Consider the following 16,520-nt stretch of genomic DNA (forward strand, 5'->3'; position numbering starts at 1 on the left):
TCAATTTACAATGTTATGTTCAACGCAAACGTAAATGTTCTTGAAGGCAAGTAAGCATTATTACTTATACCATTGAATGCCTGAAGCGGGTTCATACCAGACTTAGATGTAAACATGAAAATATTTTCACCACTTACTGATAAACGAGCATTCTGAATAGTAAACTTGCTCAAGAATGATTTCGGAAGATTATAGCCAAGAGACAAAGACTTGATGTTGAAATAGTCCGAACTCATTAGCCAACGATCCGACTGAGCATTGAAATTAGTTTCCTGTCCGGCATCAAGACGCGGTACATCTGTAACATCACCAGGTTTCTGCCAACGGTTAAGAATGTCGGTATGCATAGCTCCACCGAAATTGTTAACACTCATCAAACCTGCATAACTTGAATTATACATTTTACCACCAAGCTGATAAGAGAATACTGCAGCAAACTCGAATGCTTTGAAACGAAGAGTTGTATTTATACCACCATATACCTTTGGAATGGCACTTCCGGCATAATGATACTGAGCCAATGCCTGGTCAGTTGTCAGACGTTTTCCATCTCTTTCGAAACAAGTCTCATCATTCCATTTAATATTAGGATCATTGTCGGCAAATGTATATAGAACAGAACCTGTCTGTGGATCTACACCAACATAATCCTTAAGCCAGAACTCATATATTGAGTGTCCAACCTCAAGTTTCTTAGTTCCGTCGATAATAGATTCGCTTGGCAAACTCTTGATTGTATTTTTTAGGAAGGTTGCATTGGCTCCAACATTCCATGTCCAATTATCATTTTTAAGAATTCTATAATCCAATGCTATTTCAACACCAGAGTTACTAACCTTTCCGATATTCTTCCAAATACTTGTTACACCGTTAGAAAGTGGTGTTGGCACTTCGAACAACAAATCATCAGACTGTTTGTTGAAATACTCAACAGAACCTGTCAAACGGTCGAAGAGTCCGAATTCTACAGCCACATCTGAGCTGACCTGCTTTTCCCAAACCAAATCAGGATTACCAAACTTGCCAAACAAAACTCCGGCCTGTGAACCATTAGCATAACCCAATTGATAAAGAGTATAATAAGGATAATAGTCGTTCAGGTCGCTTTCATTAAGAATAGCATCATTACCAGTCTGGCCATATGAAGCACGAAGTTTCAAACTGTTTATCCATTTTATATCCTTCATAAAATCTTCCTGGTCAATTCTCCAGGATAGACCTGCAGACCAGAAATTACCCCAACGATTATCTTTTGCAAAACGAGATGAACCGTCACGTCTGTAAGACATAGAAAGATAATATTTGTCAGCATAATTATAGTTTACACGAGCAAAATAACCTTCCTTACGATATTTGTCAGTATAAGAGCTGAGAGTATTAATTGTATTGAAATTATCAAACTCTAGCAAATTATCCAAAGTCTGGCCCTGACGCATACCATAAGAATACTCATACTGATATGAGTAACTTTCATGACCAAGCATAGCTTCCAAATTATGCGAGCCGAATGATTTGTTGTACTGCAACAACTGGTTGAAAGTAACAGTAGTCATTCTTGTCTGAGTCTTTGACAAACGTCCTGAACCCTGACCGTCGCCAACCAATTTATTCTCGAAGCTTGTAAATTTATAATTAGAGTTTTCCAATGAAGCATTTACTGTTGCTGTAAATCCGTCAAACAAATAGAAGTCCGCATAAGTTCGAGCATTAACAGCATCACGAGTTGAACTTCTGTCGTTAAACTCTGTTTCAGCAACAATATGTCTTCCTGAAGAAGCACCTGCTCCACGGGTTCCCATATAGTCATAAACCTTATTTCCGTTTGAATCAAGTATATATTCACCGGTAGTCATGTCATGTTCATGAATAGGATAAACAGGACCTATATTTCTTGAAAAGAAGAATGGGTTGTTATATCCAGCACTATTATCCTGAGTATTAGCAGTAGTTGATGAAGAACGAGTTGCCGCAACATTGAATCCTGTCTTCAACCATTTTGTCGGTTTTATATTAACATTCGCGCGACCAGAGAAACGTTCGAAATCAGATTTGATAACATAACCATTATCTTTCAAATATCCTAAAGAAACATAGCTATCACTGTTTTCAGAACTTGTACTATATGAAACATTATATTCTCCACGATATCCAGTACGACTGATAGCATCTTCCCAGTCTAGGTCATCACCATAAAGAAGAGTAGTTGCAGCCGGATTAAGTTGTCCGTTAGGCATTAGAATCTGGTCATTAGGAACACCTTTGAACGGATTATACTTAACCAAGTTGAAAGCATCTGTCACAGCCTGAGCTCCCGCAAATTCCGGAGTTTTGCCGGAAGTAATATACTGGTTATACTTCTGTTCCCACATCAAAGGATAATAGTCCCATACATTTACACGGTCATATTCTTTAATTGCACGACCGCTAAATCCCTGACTTATATTAAGAGAGATGGAAGGTTTGCCACTTTTTCCTTTTTTTGTTGTGATAAGAATAACACCGTTTCCGGCACTCGAACCATAAAGAGAAGTTGAAGCTGCATCTTTCAACACAGTCATTGATTCGATATCTGATGGATTGATATCTGCTATTGAACCATTATATATACTGCCATCCACAACATAAAGAGGTTCAGAAGATGCATTTACCGTACCGAAACCACGAATACGAATTTCAGGAGATTCACCAGGCTGGCCATTACTAGACATTATCTGCAAACCAGGAGCTGTTCCTTCAAGTGCCTGAGCTGCATTATTTATAGGTCGTATATCCAAATCTTTTGCCCCTAATGAAGTTGCAGAACCAGTAAAGGATGATTTAGTTGCAGTTCCATATGCTACAACAATTACATCATCAAGTTCCTGAGCATCAGCTTTAAGTAGAACTCGCATATTAGATTTGACAGCAATATCCTGTGTCTGCATACCGACATAAGATATTTGTAGCTGCGCATTCTTGTCCACATCAAGGGTGAATGCACCATCCAAATCTGTTACAGTTCCTATAGTCGTACCTTTAACAACTACTGAAGCTCCAATTACCGGAAGGCCATCTTCTTCACTAACCACAACTCCGGTCACTTTCATCTGCTGTGCCACAATGCACTACATTCCCAAAAGGGATGAGAGTAATACTAGGGGTAATTTGTGTTTCATAAACTCACTCTTCTTTTTTAACTGTTAAACACATATTATCTTTTTCCCAAACGGCAGGGATTTATTTTTCTCTGTTTTATATTTATACCCTCATTTTATATAATAATTTGTTATCAAATAAAATTTCAAGGGATAATTTCAGGTAACAAAGCTCAAATTATTGATGTTCGCAAGATAATTATTTCTATTAATATTACAAATCAAAATATCAAAATATATTCAATTTTAACATTTTCGATTCAAATAGTCATAATTAAACGCCATAAATACACTTATAGAAGGTAATATTGTAAACATTTGCCATAACTATACAAATAAACAGATATAATATATATGTAATTTAAACACAATTATAGTACGAATACCGTTTAATTTGCTTCCGTATGTAAGCACAATTACTTTCGGAACAAAATTCAAATACTTCCGTATATATTTTGAATTACATTCGGATATATTTTCAACAATAATTGGATATAGGTTATCGTAACAAAATCAAAAACAAATTATTTATTTTGCTCTCAGATTGCCTTTCCGTATATTTGTTGACACTAATATAGGATGCGTTCAGGCATAACCAAATAAGAAAACGATGTTTTCTATTTGTCTCTACACTCACCTTTCACTATATTTGCGAGACGAACTAAAAAATATATAGAAATGAAACAAGTTATTATTATTCTAATGGCAATGCTGATGACAATAGGTGTTGTTTCAGCACAGACAAACAAACAAGCTGTTATATCAGTAAAAGAAAACATATACGATTTTGGAACGATAAAAGAAGATGGAGGTAATGTTTCGCATACCTTTACAGTAAGCAATGAAGGTGCTGCCCCATTAGTTATTACACGTGTTATTGCTTCGTGCGGATGTACTACACCGGAATGGACAAAAGAGCCTATCGCTCCAGGTAAAAAAGGAGAAGTAAAAGTTACTTTCAATCCAAAAGGCCGCCCTGGAATGTTTGCAAAAACTATTTCTGTATATAGTAATGGTAAAAAAGGAAGCTATATATTAACTATCAGAGGTAAAGTTGAAAATTAAGTTTTCAGTAACAAATCATGTTGATGACTTTCAGACTAAAAACTGTTATATTGGTTTGTGTTATGGCTGTATGTACAGTATCAGCAGCCATAGCACAAGGCATTGCCAAAATAAGTCCGGACAAACAAGTATTCAATTTCGGGACTATTGCTGAAGAAAAAGGTCCCGCTAGTCACGAATTTATTATCACAAACACAGGAGACGCACCTCTTGTTATAAACAGAATTACTGCATCATGCGGTTGCACAAGACCGTCATGGGACAAATCCCCAATTGCTCCGGGGAAGTCAACATCCATCAAAATCACCTATAATCCTCAAGGAAGACCTGGACCATTTTATAAAACAATCACTATAATTTCAAATAGTGACAAGAAAAGGTTTAATCTGGCTATAAAAGGAAATGTAACACCTAAGCCCAAAGAACCTAAATACGAGTATCTGTACAGTATTGGAGACTTAAAGTTGCATAAAACCAATGTTTTATTCAGTAAAATAATCAGAGCTGAAACAAAAGGAGAGAAAATACATATCAAGAATACAGGTAAGACATCTGCTGTTGTACATATCGGAAAACATCCGCATTATCTGACAATAAACAGCAGACCGGATACTATTCTACCTGGTAAGACTGGAGAAATTACGCTACTATTTGATGCTATGGCTGCAAAGCATAAAGGTAGAAAATATTGCGAAATTCCAGTTGAAGTATCTATGGCAGGACGAAAATCCGCAAGTGGAATTATTAATGTAGCTGCAAATATTATTGATGATTTCAGCAAACTGACTTCGGAAGAAAGAAAGAATGCTCCGATTGCCAAACTTTCCGGCAGTATTTTGGATTTCGGTGAAATTAAATGTGAAACAAAATCTGTATACGGAACTGTGGAACTAACCAACAGTGGCAAACAGAATTTACATATTTACAGTGTAAGCTCAGAAAATGATTTAATAAAAATATCTGGCGGCAAGAAAACAATCAAGCCAGGAAAAACTGTTATTTATAAAATAAAGGTAAAATCAAAAGATATGCCAGAGAAGTTTAATGCTTCAATAAATTGGGTTTGCGATTCACCGGATAATCCAGTTATTACATTAAAGGTTCTTGCTAAGAAAAAAGTAGAAAAATAAGTATAACTTTATAACAAATACAACTATGGAACATCCAGAAAATGACGATTTATATAAAGGGTTAAAAGTGAACAAAGGCGTAACTGATGTGCCTACTGTTAATCCATATATGAAAAAGCGAGTTCAAAGACGTCAATATACTACTTCTGAATTTGTTGAAGGTATTCTAAAAGGTAATATAACTATTCTCAGCCAGGCTGTAACATTAGTTGAAAGTTCAAAACATGAACATCAGCAGGTTGCCCAGGAAATTATAGAAAAATGTTTGCCTCATGCTGGGAAATCTGTAAGAATTGGTATTACAGGTGTACCTGGAGCTGGAAAGAGTACTTCTATCGATTCATTTGGTATGCATCTGATAAAAGAAGGACGAAAACTTGCGGTATTGGCTATTGACCCTAGTAGTGAACGTTCAAAGGGAAGTATTCTTGGAGACAAAACTCGTATGGAATTATTGTCAAGAGAGAAAAATGCATTCATTCGCCCTTCTCCATCAGCAGGCTCACTTGGTGGTGTAGCACGTAAAACCAGAGAAACAATTGTGCTTTGCGAGGCTGCAGGATTCGATACTGTCTTTGTTGAAACTGTAGGTGTAGGACAAAGTGAAACAGCTGTTCATTCAATGGTGGACTTCTTCCTATTGATTCAGCTTGCTGGTACTGGAGATGAATTACAAGGTATCAAACGCGGAATTATGGAGATGGCTGATGGTATTATCATAAATAAAGCAGACGGAGATAATGTGGATAAAGCCAAACTTGCTGCAGCCCAGTTCCGCAACGCTCTTCATCTGTTTCCACCTACCGAATCTGGCTGGTTCCCTAAAGTTCTAACATATTCCGGATATTACAACCTTGGTATAAAGGAAATTTGGGATATGGTGGGTGAATATATGGAATTCACTAAGAAAAACGGATATTTTGAACATAAGAGAAACGAGCAGGCTAAATATTGGATGTATGAAAGTATAAATGATACATTGCGTGATACATTCTATCATAATCCTGCAGTTGAGGAAATGTTATCATATACAGAAAAACAAGTTTTGCACAATGAAATCAGCTCATTTGTTGCAGCTAAGAGAATGATGGATTTGTTCCTTGCAAATATTAGAAAATAATAACTGACTAAGGTTTCGCAAGTTGATAAACTAAAACTTGCGAAACCTTAATTTTTATGCTTAATCTTCCAACGCGTAGTTAACAGTCGTTACTACTCTCACTCGTTTCAGATATGGAGTTGTTGCATCTTCATCAACAATAGAAAACTGCCCTTGATTAGCCTGCATTATCTTTCCTAGTTTGCTGTCTGAATCCTTAGCAAATTTTTCAGCTGCCTGACGGGCATTTTTAGTAGCTTCTTCAATCATCTGAGGTTTAATATCATTAAGACTTGTATATTCATAACGGACCACATGCTGATAATCTCCGCTTACTATAGCTATACCTTTTTTCAGGAATTCACCTTGCTCGGTAATTAACTTACGGACAACATCTACTTTTGAAGAAGTTACAGTTACTATTGTTGTAACATTATAACGGTATTGTGAAGGAGTACTAGAATATCGTTCGGCCTTCATATCAATGATTTCAGGAGCATTCAAATTTATTTCTGAATCTTCTATACCTTTACTTTTCAGATATTCTACTATAATTTCATTAGAGTTCTTTATATCATTATATAAAGCCGACAAATCATTTCCAATATTCTTATAAACCAGCGGCCAAGTAACTTTATCCGCAGTTACAACCTTTTCAGAAAGTCCTTTAACATTTACTGTTCTATTTTTATCAGCAAAAGAACTTAAACCTTTATCTACAAAATAGCCAGAAGCAACTATACCTAAAGCTATAATAAATGACTCTTTAATAAAATTTGCCATAGAAACACTCTCCCTTCTATTTAAGTATAAAATCTACAATTAAAAGCCTGAATAAAAAATATTTATATTCAAGTTTGATATACTAGCAATATTAGGACATTTAAATATATAAAACAACAAAAGCACCCAATTTTGTATTTAGTTAATACAAAACTGGTGCTTTTTATTTTTTTATTAAAGCTTATTACGCTTTCGGCAACAGATTAAATTGAAGAAATACGCAAAACATTCAACAAATCTCTGTTGATAGGTTTATCATTTTTAATCGCCTTTGAGAATGGAACATTTACAATCTGATCATTCTGAATACCAATCATCACATTACGCTGACCGTCAAGCAGAGCATCAATTGCAGCAACACCCATTCTTGTTGCTAAAATTCTGTCCTGAGCTGTAGGTGAACCACCACGCTGCAAGTGACCAAGGATTGAAACACGTACATCAAACTGAGGATATTCATTTTTAACACGTTCAGCAACCCCCATGGCACCACCAGTAACTTCACTTTCAGCAACAAGAACAATACTACTATTCTTAGATTTTCTGAAACCAGTTTCAATCATTTCAGCCAACTGGTCTTTTTCCAATGAAATTTCAGGGATAATAGCAGCTTCAGCACCAGATGCTATAGCACCATTCAAAGCAAGGAAACCTGCGTCACGACCCATTACTTCAATAAAGAACAAACGTTCATGTGAAGTAGCAGTATCACGTATTTTATCCACACACTCCATGATTGTGTTCAAAGCTGTATCATAACCAATTGTTACATCTGTTCCATACAAATCATTATCTATTGTACCAGGAAGACCAACAATAGGCATATTGTATTCTTCTGCAAAAATACGAGCTCCAGTCAAAGAGCCATCACCACCGATAACAACCAAGGAATCTATTCCATGTTCTACAAGCTTATCGTATGCCTGTTTACGTCCTTCAGGAGTTTTAAACTCAGCACAACGAGCAGTTTTTAGAATAGTACCTCCACGCTGTATTATATTACTTACATTCTGTGTTTTAAATTCTTCAATTTCATCAGTGATCATTCCTTTATAACCACGATAAATTCCCTTTACATGCAAACCGTTGAAAATTGCAGCACGCGTCACGGCGCGAATCGCAGCATTCATACCTGGAGCATCACCTCCTGATGTTAAAATTCCGACACATTTAATAGCCATGATACTATTTATTTAATTTAACCGCAGCAAAAATACGAATAATTCAAATAGATATAATCATAATGAACAAAATTCACATAAAATTAATCTTGTTGAATCTCTCCTCCGTTCAATTCTATAACCTTATTGGCAACTTTTTCCATCAGCCATTTTGGAGTAGAAGTAGCACCGCATACGCCAACAGTCTCTATATTTTGAGGCAGTGATTCAGTTATCTCACTTGCATCAGAAATAAATACACTATTCAAATTAGCCTTTCTGCACTCATCAAAAAGCATTTTTCCGTTGGAGCTTTTTTTCCCTGCAACAAAATATATCCAATCGTGAGCCTTTGCAAATTTCTGAATATTAGGTAAACGATTTGCCACCTGACGACAAATTGTATCATAATAATTAAACGATACTTCAGGATTTATCCGTTTTTCAATTTCTGAAACGATATTACGAAATCCATCCAATGATTTTGTTGTCTGTGAAAACAAAGCAACTGATTTAGAAAAATCAAGCTTATCCAAATCTTCTACTTTTTCTACAACAATAGCATTTCCATCAGTCTGACCTACCAGTCCGTTGACTTCGGCATGTCCTTTTTTACCATATATAACAAGTTGCACACCTGCTGGACCAGATTCCTGATAACAACGATGTATTCTTTTCTGAAGTTGCAATACAACAGGGCAAGTTGCATCTACTATTGTAATATTATTCTTCTGAGCAGTTTCGTATGTTGACGGAGGTTCTCCATGAGCACGGAGCAAAACTTTCTTACCTTCCAATCTGGCAAATTCATCATGTTCTATGGTGCGTAATCCCATTGATTCCAGACGTTCTACCTCAAGGCTGTTATGTACAATATCACCAAGGCAATATAGTATGTCCGTATTTTTAAGTTCACGTTCAGCACTGCTAATTGCATTTACAACACCAAAACAGAACCCCGAACCTTTGTCAATCTCTACTTTCACCTTATTAGTCATTTATTTTATTTTTCACTTGTTGCAATAGCCAAGCTTTTTGTTCTGCAATTGTCATATTGGAATTATCCAGAACTATTGCGTCCGGAGCCTGACGTAACGGACTCTCTGCACGTGTTGAATCAAGATAGTCTCTTTTCTTCACATTTTCCAAAACTTCTTCATAAGAAGCATTCTCTCCTTTAGCTACAAGCTCATCAACTCTTCTGCGGGCTCTTACTTCAGGAGAAGCTGTTACAAAAAGTTTCAATTCAGCATTCGGAAACACAACTGTTCCGATATCTCTGCCATCCATAACTATTCCTTTCTCCTTCCCCATCTCTTGCTGTTGTGCAACCATTGCTTTACGGACAAAGCTCAATGCAGCTATCAGGCTAACATTATCAGCTACCTGCATACCTCTGATTTCCCGTTCCACATTAACACCATTAAGATATGTATCCGGACGACCTGTCTCAGCATTAAATTTAAAAGTTATATGGATTTTATCCATATCAGAAGCTAATGATTTTTCATCAATAACTCCATCTTTAATAAAGCCATGCTGCAAAGAGTAATATGTTACTGCACGATACATTGCTCCTGTATCTATATAAATATAACCAATCTCACGTGCCAAGTCTTTTGCCATTGTACTTTTTCCGCTAGAAGAATGACCGTCAATTGCTATAACTATCTTTTTCATGTAATATGATTTTTAATTTATTTCATTTCCCGACTTTTGATATACTAAAGTAAAAGCAGCAATAATAAATCATCATTGCCATTCACCTAAGGTCACATTCAATGTTACCATCAAAGACAAAGCAGAAGGATGGTATTGCGCAACAGAAGCTCCAACATCAAATCTTTTTATACGCACACCTGCACCTGCAGAAAAGCCAGACAATCCCGAACCGCCTCCTCTCAACTTCATATCAATCCTAGTTTTTGGATTAAAACCTATACCAACCCAAAAATTATCTGAAGGAACATAATCGACACCAAAAACCAAGTGTTTAAACAAATTCTGCGCAAAACCTGATTTGTCATCTTCAGTAGCATTAGTATTAACAGCATCAATCTTCCATTTGTTCAAATACATTGCTGTTAAAGAAAAACGAAGCGGAATATTACGCATTTGTTTAGATATACCAGCTTGAATATCCCAAGGCATACGCTGACGCTCGTCATTATAAGGCTTAAGCTGTGCTCCAATATTTTTTAGTACGAAACCAAAAGAAAACAAGTCTTCAGAATTATAATAGCTCAATCCAGCATCTACCCCAAGGCCTAATGAAGTATAGTCAGCCATTGTTGAATACAAAAACTTCAACGATAAACCGCCACGCCAACGTTCACTCAAGTCATAGGAAAACAAACCGTGAATACTTATATCCTTCGCCGATACAGACCCTAGAGAAACATTCTCCGAATTATACTCATCTATTTTTCCATAACTGAAAAAGCTTGCACCAACAGCCCAAGCTCCTTTATCCTTAAATGCTTTAGAAAACATAGCACTTCCCACATTGATATCTGATATATAATTCATATAATTCAGATTAATCATCCCGTCCATTTCTCCACCTAGCAATCCCGGATTATGAAAAGCCAAAGACGGATCACGCTCTATCAAAGATACAGTATTACCACCCAACGCATTTGCCCTGGAGGAAGTAGGAATTCTAAGAAATGAATAAGCTTCATTTCCTGTTTGAGAATATGCATTATTCACAAACACAAAACCTATCAAACAGATTATAAAAATATATCTACTTAGTCTCATACAATAATTAACGGAACAAAGATACTTATATTTTATGGGTTTGAGAATTTAGAAATAGAGATTATAAATTTATATGAAAACAGAAGATATATTATAAGATAAAGTACATCAAATACGCATTCAAAAATAAAAAGGACGTATATTTCACAAAACTAGAAAACAGAATTTATAGATAGCATTGTGAAATATACATCCCTACATTATAAGACAATATATCTATTACTTATTAGCGACAAACAGTAACAGTATATCCTTATTAATCGTCCGTATCAATATCTATAGGAAGCTGACGCTTGAAAGATTCCTTAAAAGATATCAAGGTCTCAGTTCTAGCCAAACCTAACGGTTGAAGTTTATTATGAATTATACTCAACAAATGCTGATTGCTTTTTGCATAAATCTTAATAAATAAATCATACTGACCAGTAGTATAGTGGCATTCGACAACCTCCGGTATTTCTTTCAAGGCTTCAATTACGTCAGTAAACTGACCTGGAGACTTAAGATATAAGCCCATATATGCACAGGTTTCATATCCAACTTTTGTGTTGTCTACAATGAACTCAGAACCCTTGATAACACCCAAGTTCGTTAGCTTTTGTATTCGTTGATGAATCGCTGCTCCTGATACATTACACTCCCTTGCTACTTCCAAAAATGGCATACGAGCATTTCCTACTATAAGTTTCAAGATCTTTTCGTCTAATTCATCCAATTGATGATGTGCCATAAATATAATATTTGTACGTAATACGTTAATTCTTACAATTTGATACAAATATAGTGAGATTTACAGAAAATAACTCCAATACATAAAAAATAATTTAGTATTGTAAGTTAATTATAAATACACTCTACAAAATATCAATAAAAAAAGATTCGACCAATAATCGACAAAGCAGGTTAATAATATATATGTGTCTAAAACAAAAAACCCCACATCCTATGGTTAGAATGTGGGGAATATTGTAAAGATAAAACTATTAGTCGATGCGCTGAGCAGCTGAATAGCTAATCTTCAATGCGTATGCTTCACGAAGAGCCTGTTTGATATCTGTGATGATACCCATTTTTGTATCTTTATCAGCTTTGATAGATACAGTCATGAAAGGCTGGTCTTCTTCTTTCATACTTGATTTTTCCTGAGCGATATAATCCTGAATTTCTGAAGTTTCAGCAAAACTATCATTCAACTGAATACGAGTTTCAGAACCCATCTTAGCTCTCAAATCCGGAGTTGGCTGACCAACATAGATGAAAGTCACCAATGATTTTTTCTCCAGTTTCTGAAGCTCTGTAGCCTGAGGAGCCTTGAACTGCACTTTCAATGTTACTTCACGCATTGATGTTACCATCATGATGAAGAACAAGAAAGCGAACACAAGGTCAGGTAATGATGAGGTATTCAATTCAGGCATTTCGCGTCCGCCCGCTTTACTAAACTTTCCCATTATTACTTACCTCCATAATTTTTAGGTTCAGCTTCAGAGATTTTCTGTGGATAAATCATCTGAACAGCTTTCTGTTGATCTTCGTCCAAATCCATGAATGCTTTACCAAACTTCTTCTTTGAAACATCGTCACGCAATTCGTTATAAGCTGCTGCCAATTCGTTCTGCACGTCAATGTATGCCTGATAAGAAGTACCACGGTCATTCTGCAATGAGATAATGTGGTTCTTAGTTACCATCATTTTACCGAAGTAAGGAACATCCACTTCTACTTTTTCAGGTTTATGTTCATCATTGTATGGATTTTCAATGAATTCCTTAACCTTATCTTTCAGTTGCTTAACATCTGTGACCTGGTCACCGCAAAGAATCTGGTTAGTACTACTTACAAGTACAACCAACAAGTTTCTTTTCTTGATGTCAACATCTGTATCATTCTTCTGGTCTTTAGGTACAGGAGGAGGCAAACGTCTCGCCAAACCTTTATCTGTATCCATTGATGTTGTAATAAGGAAGAAGATAAGCAACATGAAAGCGATATCGGCAGATGAAGAACCATTGATACCCGGTGTCTTTCTTTTCTTACCCATTTCTTTCCTGTTTTAACAAATTTCTTACTTATTCAAAATTCTCTTGATTGTACCTAAGAATGCTACAACAATAATCAATACTAACAGAATATAAGTTGAATACAACCACATATCTGTAGTCTTCAACCAGAATTCTGTATTGTATTTCTGAGAGTCTGCATTCAAACCTGTCATTGGAGTTGCATCACCCATTGCATATGTAACAAACAACATAGCAACAAACAATACCAAAACACCTAAAGACAACATAGCAGATTTAGCATCTGTTTTCAACAGAGTCAAGAACTGCCATACTGCAAACAATACAGTACAAGCAATTGTTACACCGAACAATAGATATGTCCAATTCAACAAGAGACCAGTATAAATAGGCTCTTTCATTTCAGCAGCAGGGTCTACGACACCTCCTGTATAGAACATAACCAGTGCAACGATACTGATGATTGAAGAAATCAACAGTGTCCAACTGGATATTTTTCTTATTTTAGTTACTGCCATAAGTCAAATTATTTTTTGAATTTCAGGTTGTATTTGATAACCAAGTCTAACAAAGAGATTGAAGCGTCTTCCATTTTGTTCAAGATAGCTTCCAATTTGCTCAACAAATAGTTATAGAAAATCTGAAGGATCAATGCTACAACCAAACCACCTACTGTTGTAATCAAAGCCACTTTCATACCACCTGCAACGACTGTCGGAGAAATATCACCAACCTGTTCGATTTTATCGAACGCCATGATCATACCAACTACAGTACCCAAGAATCCCAAAGATGGAGCCATAGCGATAAACAATGTAATCCAAGACAAGTTCTTTTCCAACAAACCGCCCTGTACACCACCGTAAGAAACGATTGATTTTTCAACTACATCGATACCCTGATCCATTCTCATCAAGCCCTGATATGCAATTGAAGCGATAGGACCGCGAGTGTCACGAGCTACAGCTTTAGCGCCTTCAACGTCGCCTCTTTCCAAAGCTTCTTCAATACCTTTTAACAATTTGTCAGAGTTAGTTTCTGCCAAGTTCAAATAGATGATTCTTTCCAAGCAGAATGCCAAACCGAAGATCAATGCGATAGCTACCAAGCTCATGAAGTCAGCACCACCTTCGATAAATTTAGTTTTCAATGCCTGGTGCATACCACCTTCGACAACAGCTTGTTCTGCTTCCTGAGCGAACGCTACAGCAGAAGTACCAAGGGCGCACAAGCCCAAAAATGCTTTTGCAAAATACTTTTTCATTGTGTGTTTAATTTTAAGATTAATAATTCTCTTTTTTGTTTTTATTTTTTGTTATTAATTTTCTAATTATTCACGGTTATATCATCCTAAAACGCGGAGAGAGCGGGATTCGAACCCGCGATACGCTTTAGGCGTATACACGCTTTCCAGGCGTGCCTCTTCAACCACTCGAGCATCTCTCCAGATGCCAATCCTCTTTAAAACGGCTGCAAAATACGAAAAATTTCCCAATTGCAATCATTTCAGTGCACAAATCTATATTTTTTGATTGATATATCCATCATATCTTAGCAAGAAATTTCGCACTATTTTAATTTTATCGAATTATATCGGAAATTTAACACTCTTAAACAAGTGTTCTGTGTTCACTTTCGTTATTTCAGATACTTTTTCAAGGGGTATATCAAAAATTTGTGCTATCTTATCAGCCGTTTTCCATATATAGACGGGCTCATTACGCTTCCCTCTATAAGGTACGGGGGCCAAATATGGTGCATCGGTTTCCAATAATATCCTATCTAACGAAACAGACTTTAAAGTTTCTGACAATTTAGAGTTTTTGAAAGTAACAACACCGTTTATTCCTATTTTAAAATTTTCCAGTTTTTTCACTTCCTCCAATTCCTCAGAATTACCTGTAAAACTATGGAAAACTCCATAAAGATTTTCCGCACCGACTTTATAAATACTGTCAAAAACCTCCGGGAAAGCATCTCTGGTATGAATCGCTACAGGCAAATCCAAGTCTTTACTCCAACGAAGCTGCTCCTCAAAAACAATCTTCTGTTCTTTTAGATATGTCTTATCCCAATACAAATCTATACCAATTTCTCCAATTGCACAATACTTTCTCTTTCCAAGCCATTTTTCAGTTTCAGATAATGCTTTTGCATAATCGGAATCTACACTTGTCGGATGAAATCCCATCATTGGAAACAAATATTCCGGATAACGGTCACAAATATTATGCATTCGCTCAATAGTTGTTGTATCCACATTTGGCAACAATAATGCGCATATACCAGACTCTTCCGCCTGTTTCAAAAGGCTATCCTGTTCCGGATCAAAATCCTCAAGATATATATGATTATGAGTATCTATTATCTTCATACATCAAGACTTTCGAAACATCAGACGTGAAACCACATCTTTCAGCACATCCAATTTACTTGATTCAACTTTAAGAGCTGAAAGATTATTCATTGCCAAATTATAATACTCTTGCATTTTATCTTCAGAAAGTTTCTTCAAGCCTATTTCATTGTATATAGCAGTAACAGCAGCAATCTTCTCTTCCGGTTTGCAGGATTTAGCCCCAATCCATTTGTTTAACTCTGCCAACTGTTTCTCATCGGCCAAACGGAAAGCATTAATTAGCAAGAAAGTCTTTTTATCACACAAGATATCACCGCCTATGTTTTTACCGAACGTTTCAGTATCTCCATATACATCCAACAAGTCATCCTGCAACTGGAAAGACAATCCTATATTTATACCGAACTGATACAAATTTTCAGCATCTTCTTTTGGAGCGCCGGCAAGTATTGCACCAACTTTCAAACTGCAAGCAAGCAAAACTGCAGTCTTCAAACGGATCATTTCGATATACTCTTCTTCCTTGACGTCATCCCGAGTTTCAAACTCCATGTCATATTGTTGCCCTCCACATATTTCAGCAGCAGTTTGAGTGAACAAATCCAAAACTTCTTTCAAATAAGTTCCAGGTGTTTCAGCCATCAGTTTATAAGCGGCTATAAGCATTGCGTCGCCAGACAAAATAGCTGTATTAGCATTCCAAACTTTATGAACTGTTGGTTTGTTACGACGTTTGTCCGCCTGATCCATCAAATCATCATGCAACAATGTAAAATTATGAAACACTTCCAATCCAATTGCCGGACGGATTGCCTGCTCTACGTCATCTTTATATATATTATATGCCATAAGGACCAACGCAGGTCTGATACGCTTTCCTCCTAACGACAATATATATTCTACAGGTTCATAAAGACTTTTTGGAGGATACACGAATTCAAGATTCTTAACTTCGTGTTCTATCTTTTCCAGAATTTCATTAAATGTATACATAACTAAAACATAT

16 protein-coding genes and 1 tRNA gene are annotated in these 16,520 nt (G+C 36.2%); 3 read left to right on the forward strand and 14 right to left on the reverse strand.

Features of this window, described 5'->3' with window-relative positions:
* Positions 1–5: 5 nt before the first annotated feature.
* Positions 6–3,086, reverse strand: coding sequence for a SusC/RagA family TonB-linked outer membrane protein (locus ACYIAR_RS07360; RefSeq protein WP_480333112.1), 3,081 nt, complete (start codon positions 3,084–3,086; stop codon positions 6–8).
* Positions 3,087–3,812: 726 nt separating this feature from the next.
* Between ACYIAR_RS07360 and ACYIAR_RS07365 the strand changes: the two genes are divergently transcribed.
* The 3 genes from ACYIAR_RS07365 to meaB are packed head-to-tail and all read left to right on the forward strand — an operon-like array spanning position 3,813 to position 6,449.
* Positions 3,813–4,199 carry a DUF1573 domain-containing protein gene (locus tag ACYIAR_RS07365; RefSeq protein ID WP_480333114.1) on the forward strand — a complete coding sequence of 129 codons (387 nt, stop codon included), beginning with the start codon at positions 3,813–3,815 and terminating at the stop codon, positions 4,197–4,199.
* Between the two features lie 23 nt (positions 4,200–4,222).
* Positions 4,223–5,329, forward strand: coding sequence for a DUF1573 domain-containing protein (locus ACYIAR_RS07370; protein WP_480333116.1), 1,107 nt, complete (start codon positions 4,223–4,225; stop codon positions 5,327–5,329).
* A gap of 25 nt (positions 5,330–5,354) precedes the next feature.
* Positions 5,355–6,449, forward strand: coding sequence for a methylmalonyl Co-A mutase-associated GTPase MeaB (gene meaB, locus ACYIAR_RS07375; RefSeq protein ID WP_480333118.1), 1,095 nt, complete (start codon positions 5,355–5,357; stop codon positions 6,447–6,449).
* Between the two features lie 60 nt (positions 6,450–6,509).
* On the opposite strand, the gene ACYIAR_RS07380 is transcribed toward meaB, so the two are convergent.
* The 13 genes from ACYIAR_RS07380 to ACYIAR_RS07440 all read right to left on the reverse strand — a co-directional run bounded on the left by ACYIAR_RS07380 (position 6,510) and on the right by ACYIAR_RS07440 (position 16,507).
* Entirely contained in the window at positions 6,510–7,211 is a 702-nt protein-coding gene (locus tag ACYIAR_RS07380) for an SIMPL domain-containing protein (protein WP_480333120.1), read from the reverse strand.
* A gap of 203 nt (positions 7,212–7,414) precedes the next feature.
* Positions 7,415–8,395 carry a 6-phosphofructokinase gene (gene pfkA / locus ACYIAR_RS07385; RefSeq protein WP_480333578.1) on the reverse strand — a complete coding sequence of 327 codons (981 nt, stop codon included), beginning with the start codon at positions 8,393–8,395 and terminating at the stop codon, positions 7,415–7,417.
* Between the two features lie 80 nt (positions 8,396–8,475).
* Positions 8,476–9,357 (reverse strand): 4-hydroxy-3-methylbut-2-enyl diphosphate reductase, encoded by an 882-nt coding sequence (locus ACYIAR_RS07390; protein ID WP_480333122.1) that lies wholly within the window; start codon positions 9,355–9,357, stop codon positions 8,476–8,478.
* 4 nt (positions 9,358–9,361) lie between these two features.
* Complete coding sequence (gene cmk, locus ACYIAR_RS07395) at positions 9,362–10,051, reverse strand: (d)CMP kinase (protein ID WP_480333124.1); 690 nt, start codon at positions 10,049–10,051, stop codon at positions 9,362–9,364.
* 72 nt (positions 10,052–10,123) lie between these two features.
* Positions 10,124–11,134, reverse strand: coding sequence for a type IX secretion system protein PorQ (gene porQ, locus ACYIAR_RS07400; protein ID WP_480333126.1), 1,011 nt, complete (start codon positions 11,132–11,134; stop codon positions 10,124–10,126).
* Positions 11,135–11,390: 256 nt separating this feature from the next.
* A complete protein-coding gene (locus tag ACYIAR_RS07405; protein WP_480333128.1) occupies positions 11,391–11,864 on the reverse strand; it encodes an Lrp/AsnC family transcriptional regulator in 474 nt (157 codons plus the stop codon).
* Between the two features lie 253 nt (positions 11,865–12,117).
* Positions 12,118–12,585, reverse strand: a complete 468-nt coding sequence (locus ACYIAR_RS07410) for an ExbD/TolR family protein (protein WP_480333130.1) — start codon at positions 12,583–12,585, stop codon at positions 12,118–12,120.
* Between the two features lie 2 nt (positions 12,586–12,587).
* A complete protein-coding gene (locus ACYIAR_RS07415) occupies positions 12,588–13,175 on the reverse strand; it encodes a biopolymer transporter ExbD (protein WP_480333132.1) in 588 nt (195 codons plus the stop codon).
* Positions 13,176–13,199: 24 nt separating this feature from the next.
* On the reverse strand, positions 13,200–13,673 hold the full coding sequence (locus ACYIAR_RS07420) for a hypothetical protein (protein WP_480333134.1): 474 nt from the start codon (positions 13,671–13,673) through the stop codon (positions 13,200–13,202).
* A gap of 8 nt (positions 13,674–13,681) precedes the next feature.
* Complete coding sequence (locus tag ACYIAR_RS07425) at positions 13,682–14,419, reverse strand: MotA/TolQ/ExbB proton channel family protein (RefSeq protein WP_480333136.1); 738 nt, start codon at positions 14,417–14,419, stop codon at positions 13,682–13,684.
* A 94-nt stretch (positions 14,420–14,513) separates the two neighbouring features.
* Positions 14,514–14,601 (reverse strand) — tRNA-Ser (locus ACYIAR_RS07430).
* A 142-nt stretch (positions 14,602–14,743) separates the two neighbouring features.
* Positions 14,744–15,529 carry a TatD family hydrolase gene (locus tag ACYIAR_RS07435; protein WP_480333138.1) on the reverse strand — a complete coding sequence of 262 codons (786 nt, stop codon included), beginning with the start codon at positions 15,527–15,529 and terminating at the stop codon, positions 14,744–14,746.
* A 3-nt stretch (positions 15,530–15,532) separates the two neighbouring features.
* Positions 15,533–16,507: a polyprenyl synthetase family protein gene (locus ACYIAR_RS07440; protein WP_480333140.1), complete on the reverse strand. Its 975-nt coding sequence runs from the start codon at positions 16,505–16,507 to the stop codon at positions 15,533–15,535.
* Positions 16,508–16,520: the final 13 nt, after the last annotated feature.

It is taken from the genome of Parabacteroides sp. KHUB-01 (assembly GCF_056640935.1).

Bases quoted from the DNA above. Each gene is read 5' to 3' on its own strand.
- ACYIAR_RS07360 (WP_480333112.1), bottom strand. From the start codon at position 3,086: ATGAAAGTGACCGGAGTTGTGGTTAGTGAAGAAGATGGCCTTCCGGTA.
- ACYIAR_RS07365 (WP_480333114.1), top strand. From the start codon at position 3,813: ATGAAACAAGTTATTATTATTCTAATGGCAATGCTGATGACAATAGGT.
- ACYIAR_RS07370 (WP_480333116.1), top strand. From the start codon at position 4,223: ATGACTTTCAGACTAAAAACTGTTATATTGGTTTGTGTTATGGCTGTA.
- meaB (WP_480333118.1), top strand. From the start codon at position 5,355: ATGGAACATCCAGAAAATGACGATTTATATAAAGGGTTAAAAGTGAAC.
- ACYIAR_RS07380 (WP_480333120.1), bottom strand. From the start codon at position 7,211: ATGGCAAATTTTATTAAAGAGTCATTTATTATAGCTTTAGGTATAGTT.
- cmk (WP_480333124.1), bottom strand. From the start codon at position 10,051: ATGAAAAAGATAGTTATAGCAATTGACGGTCATTCTTCTAGCGGAAAA.
- porQ (WP_480333126.1), bottom strand. From the start codon at position 11,134: ATGAGACTAAGTAGATATATTTTTATAATCTGTTTGATAGGTTTTGTG.
- ACYIAR_RS07405 (WP_480333128.1), bottom strand. From the start codon at position 11,864: ATGGCACATCATCAATTGGATGAATTAGACGAAAAGATCTTGAAACTT.
- ACYIAR_RS07410 (WP_480333130.1), bottom strand. From the start codon at position 12,585: ATGGGAAAGTTTAGTAAAGCGGGCGGACGCGAAATGCCTGAATTGAAT.
- ACYIAR_RS07415 (WP_480333132.1), bottom strand. From the start codon at position 13,175: ATGGGTAAGAAAAGAAAGACACCGGGTATCAATGGTTCTTCATCTGCC.
- ACYIAR_RS07420 (WP_480333134.1), bottom strand. From the start codon at position 13,673: ATGGCAGTAACTAAAATAAGAAAAATATCCAGTTGGACACTGTTGATT.
- ACYIAR_RS07425 (WP_480333136.1), bottom strand. From the start codon at position 14,419: ATGAAAAAGTATTTTGCAAAAGCATTTTTGGGCTTGTGCGCCCTTGGT.
- ACYIAR_RS07435 (WP_480333138.1), bottom strand. From the start codon at position 15,529: ATGAAGATAATAGATACTCATAATCATATATATCTTGAGGATTTTGAT.
- ACYIAR_RS07440 (WP_480333140.1), bottom strand. From the start codon at position 16,507: ATGTATACATTTAATGAAATTCTGGAAAAGATAGAACACGAAGTTAAG.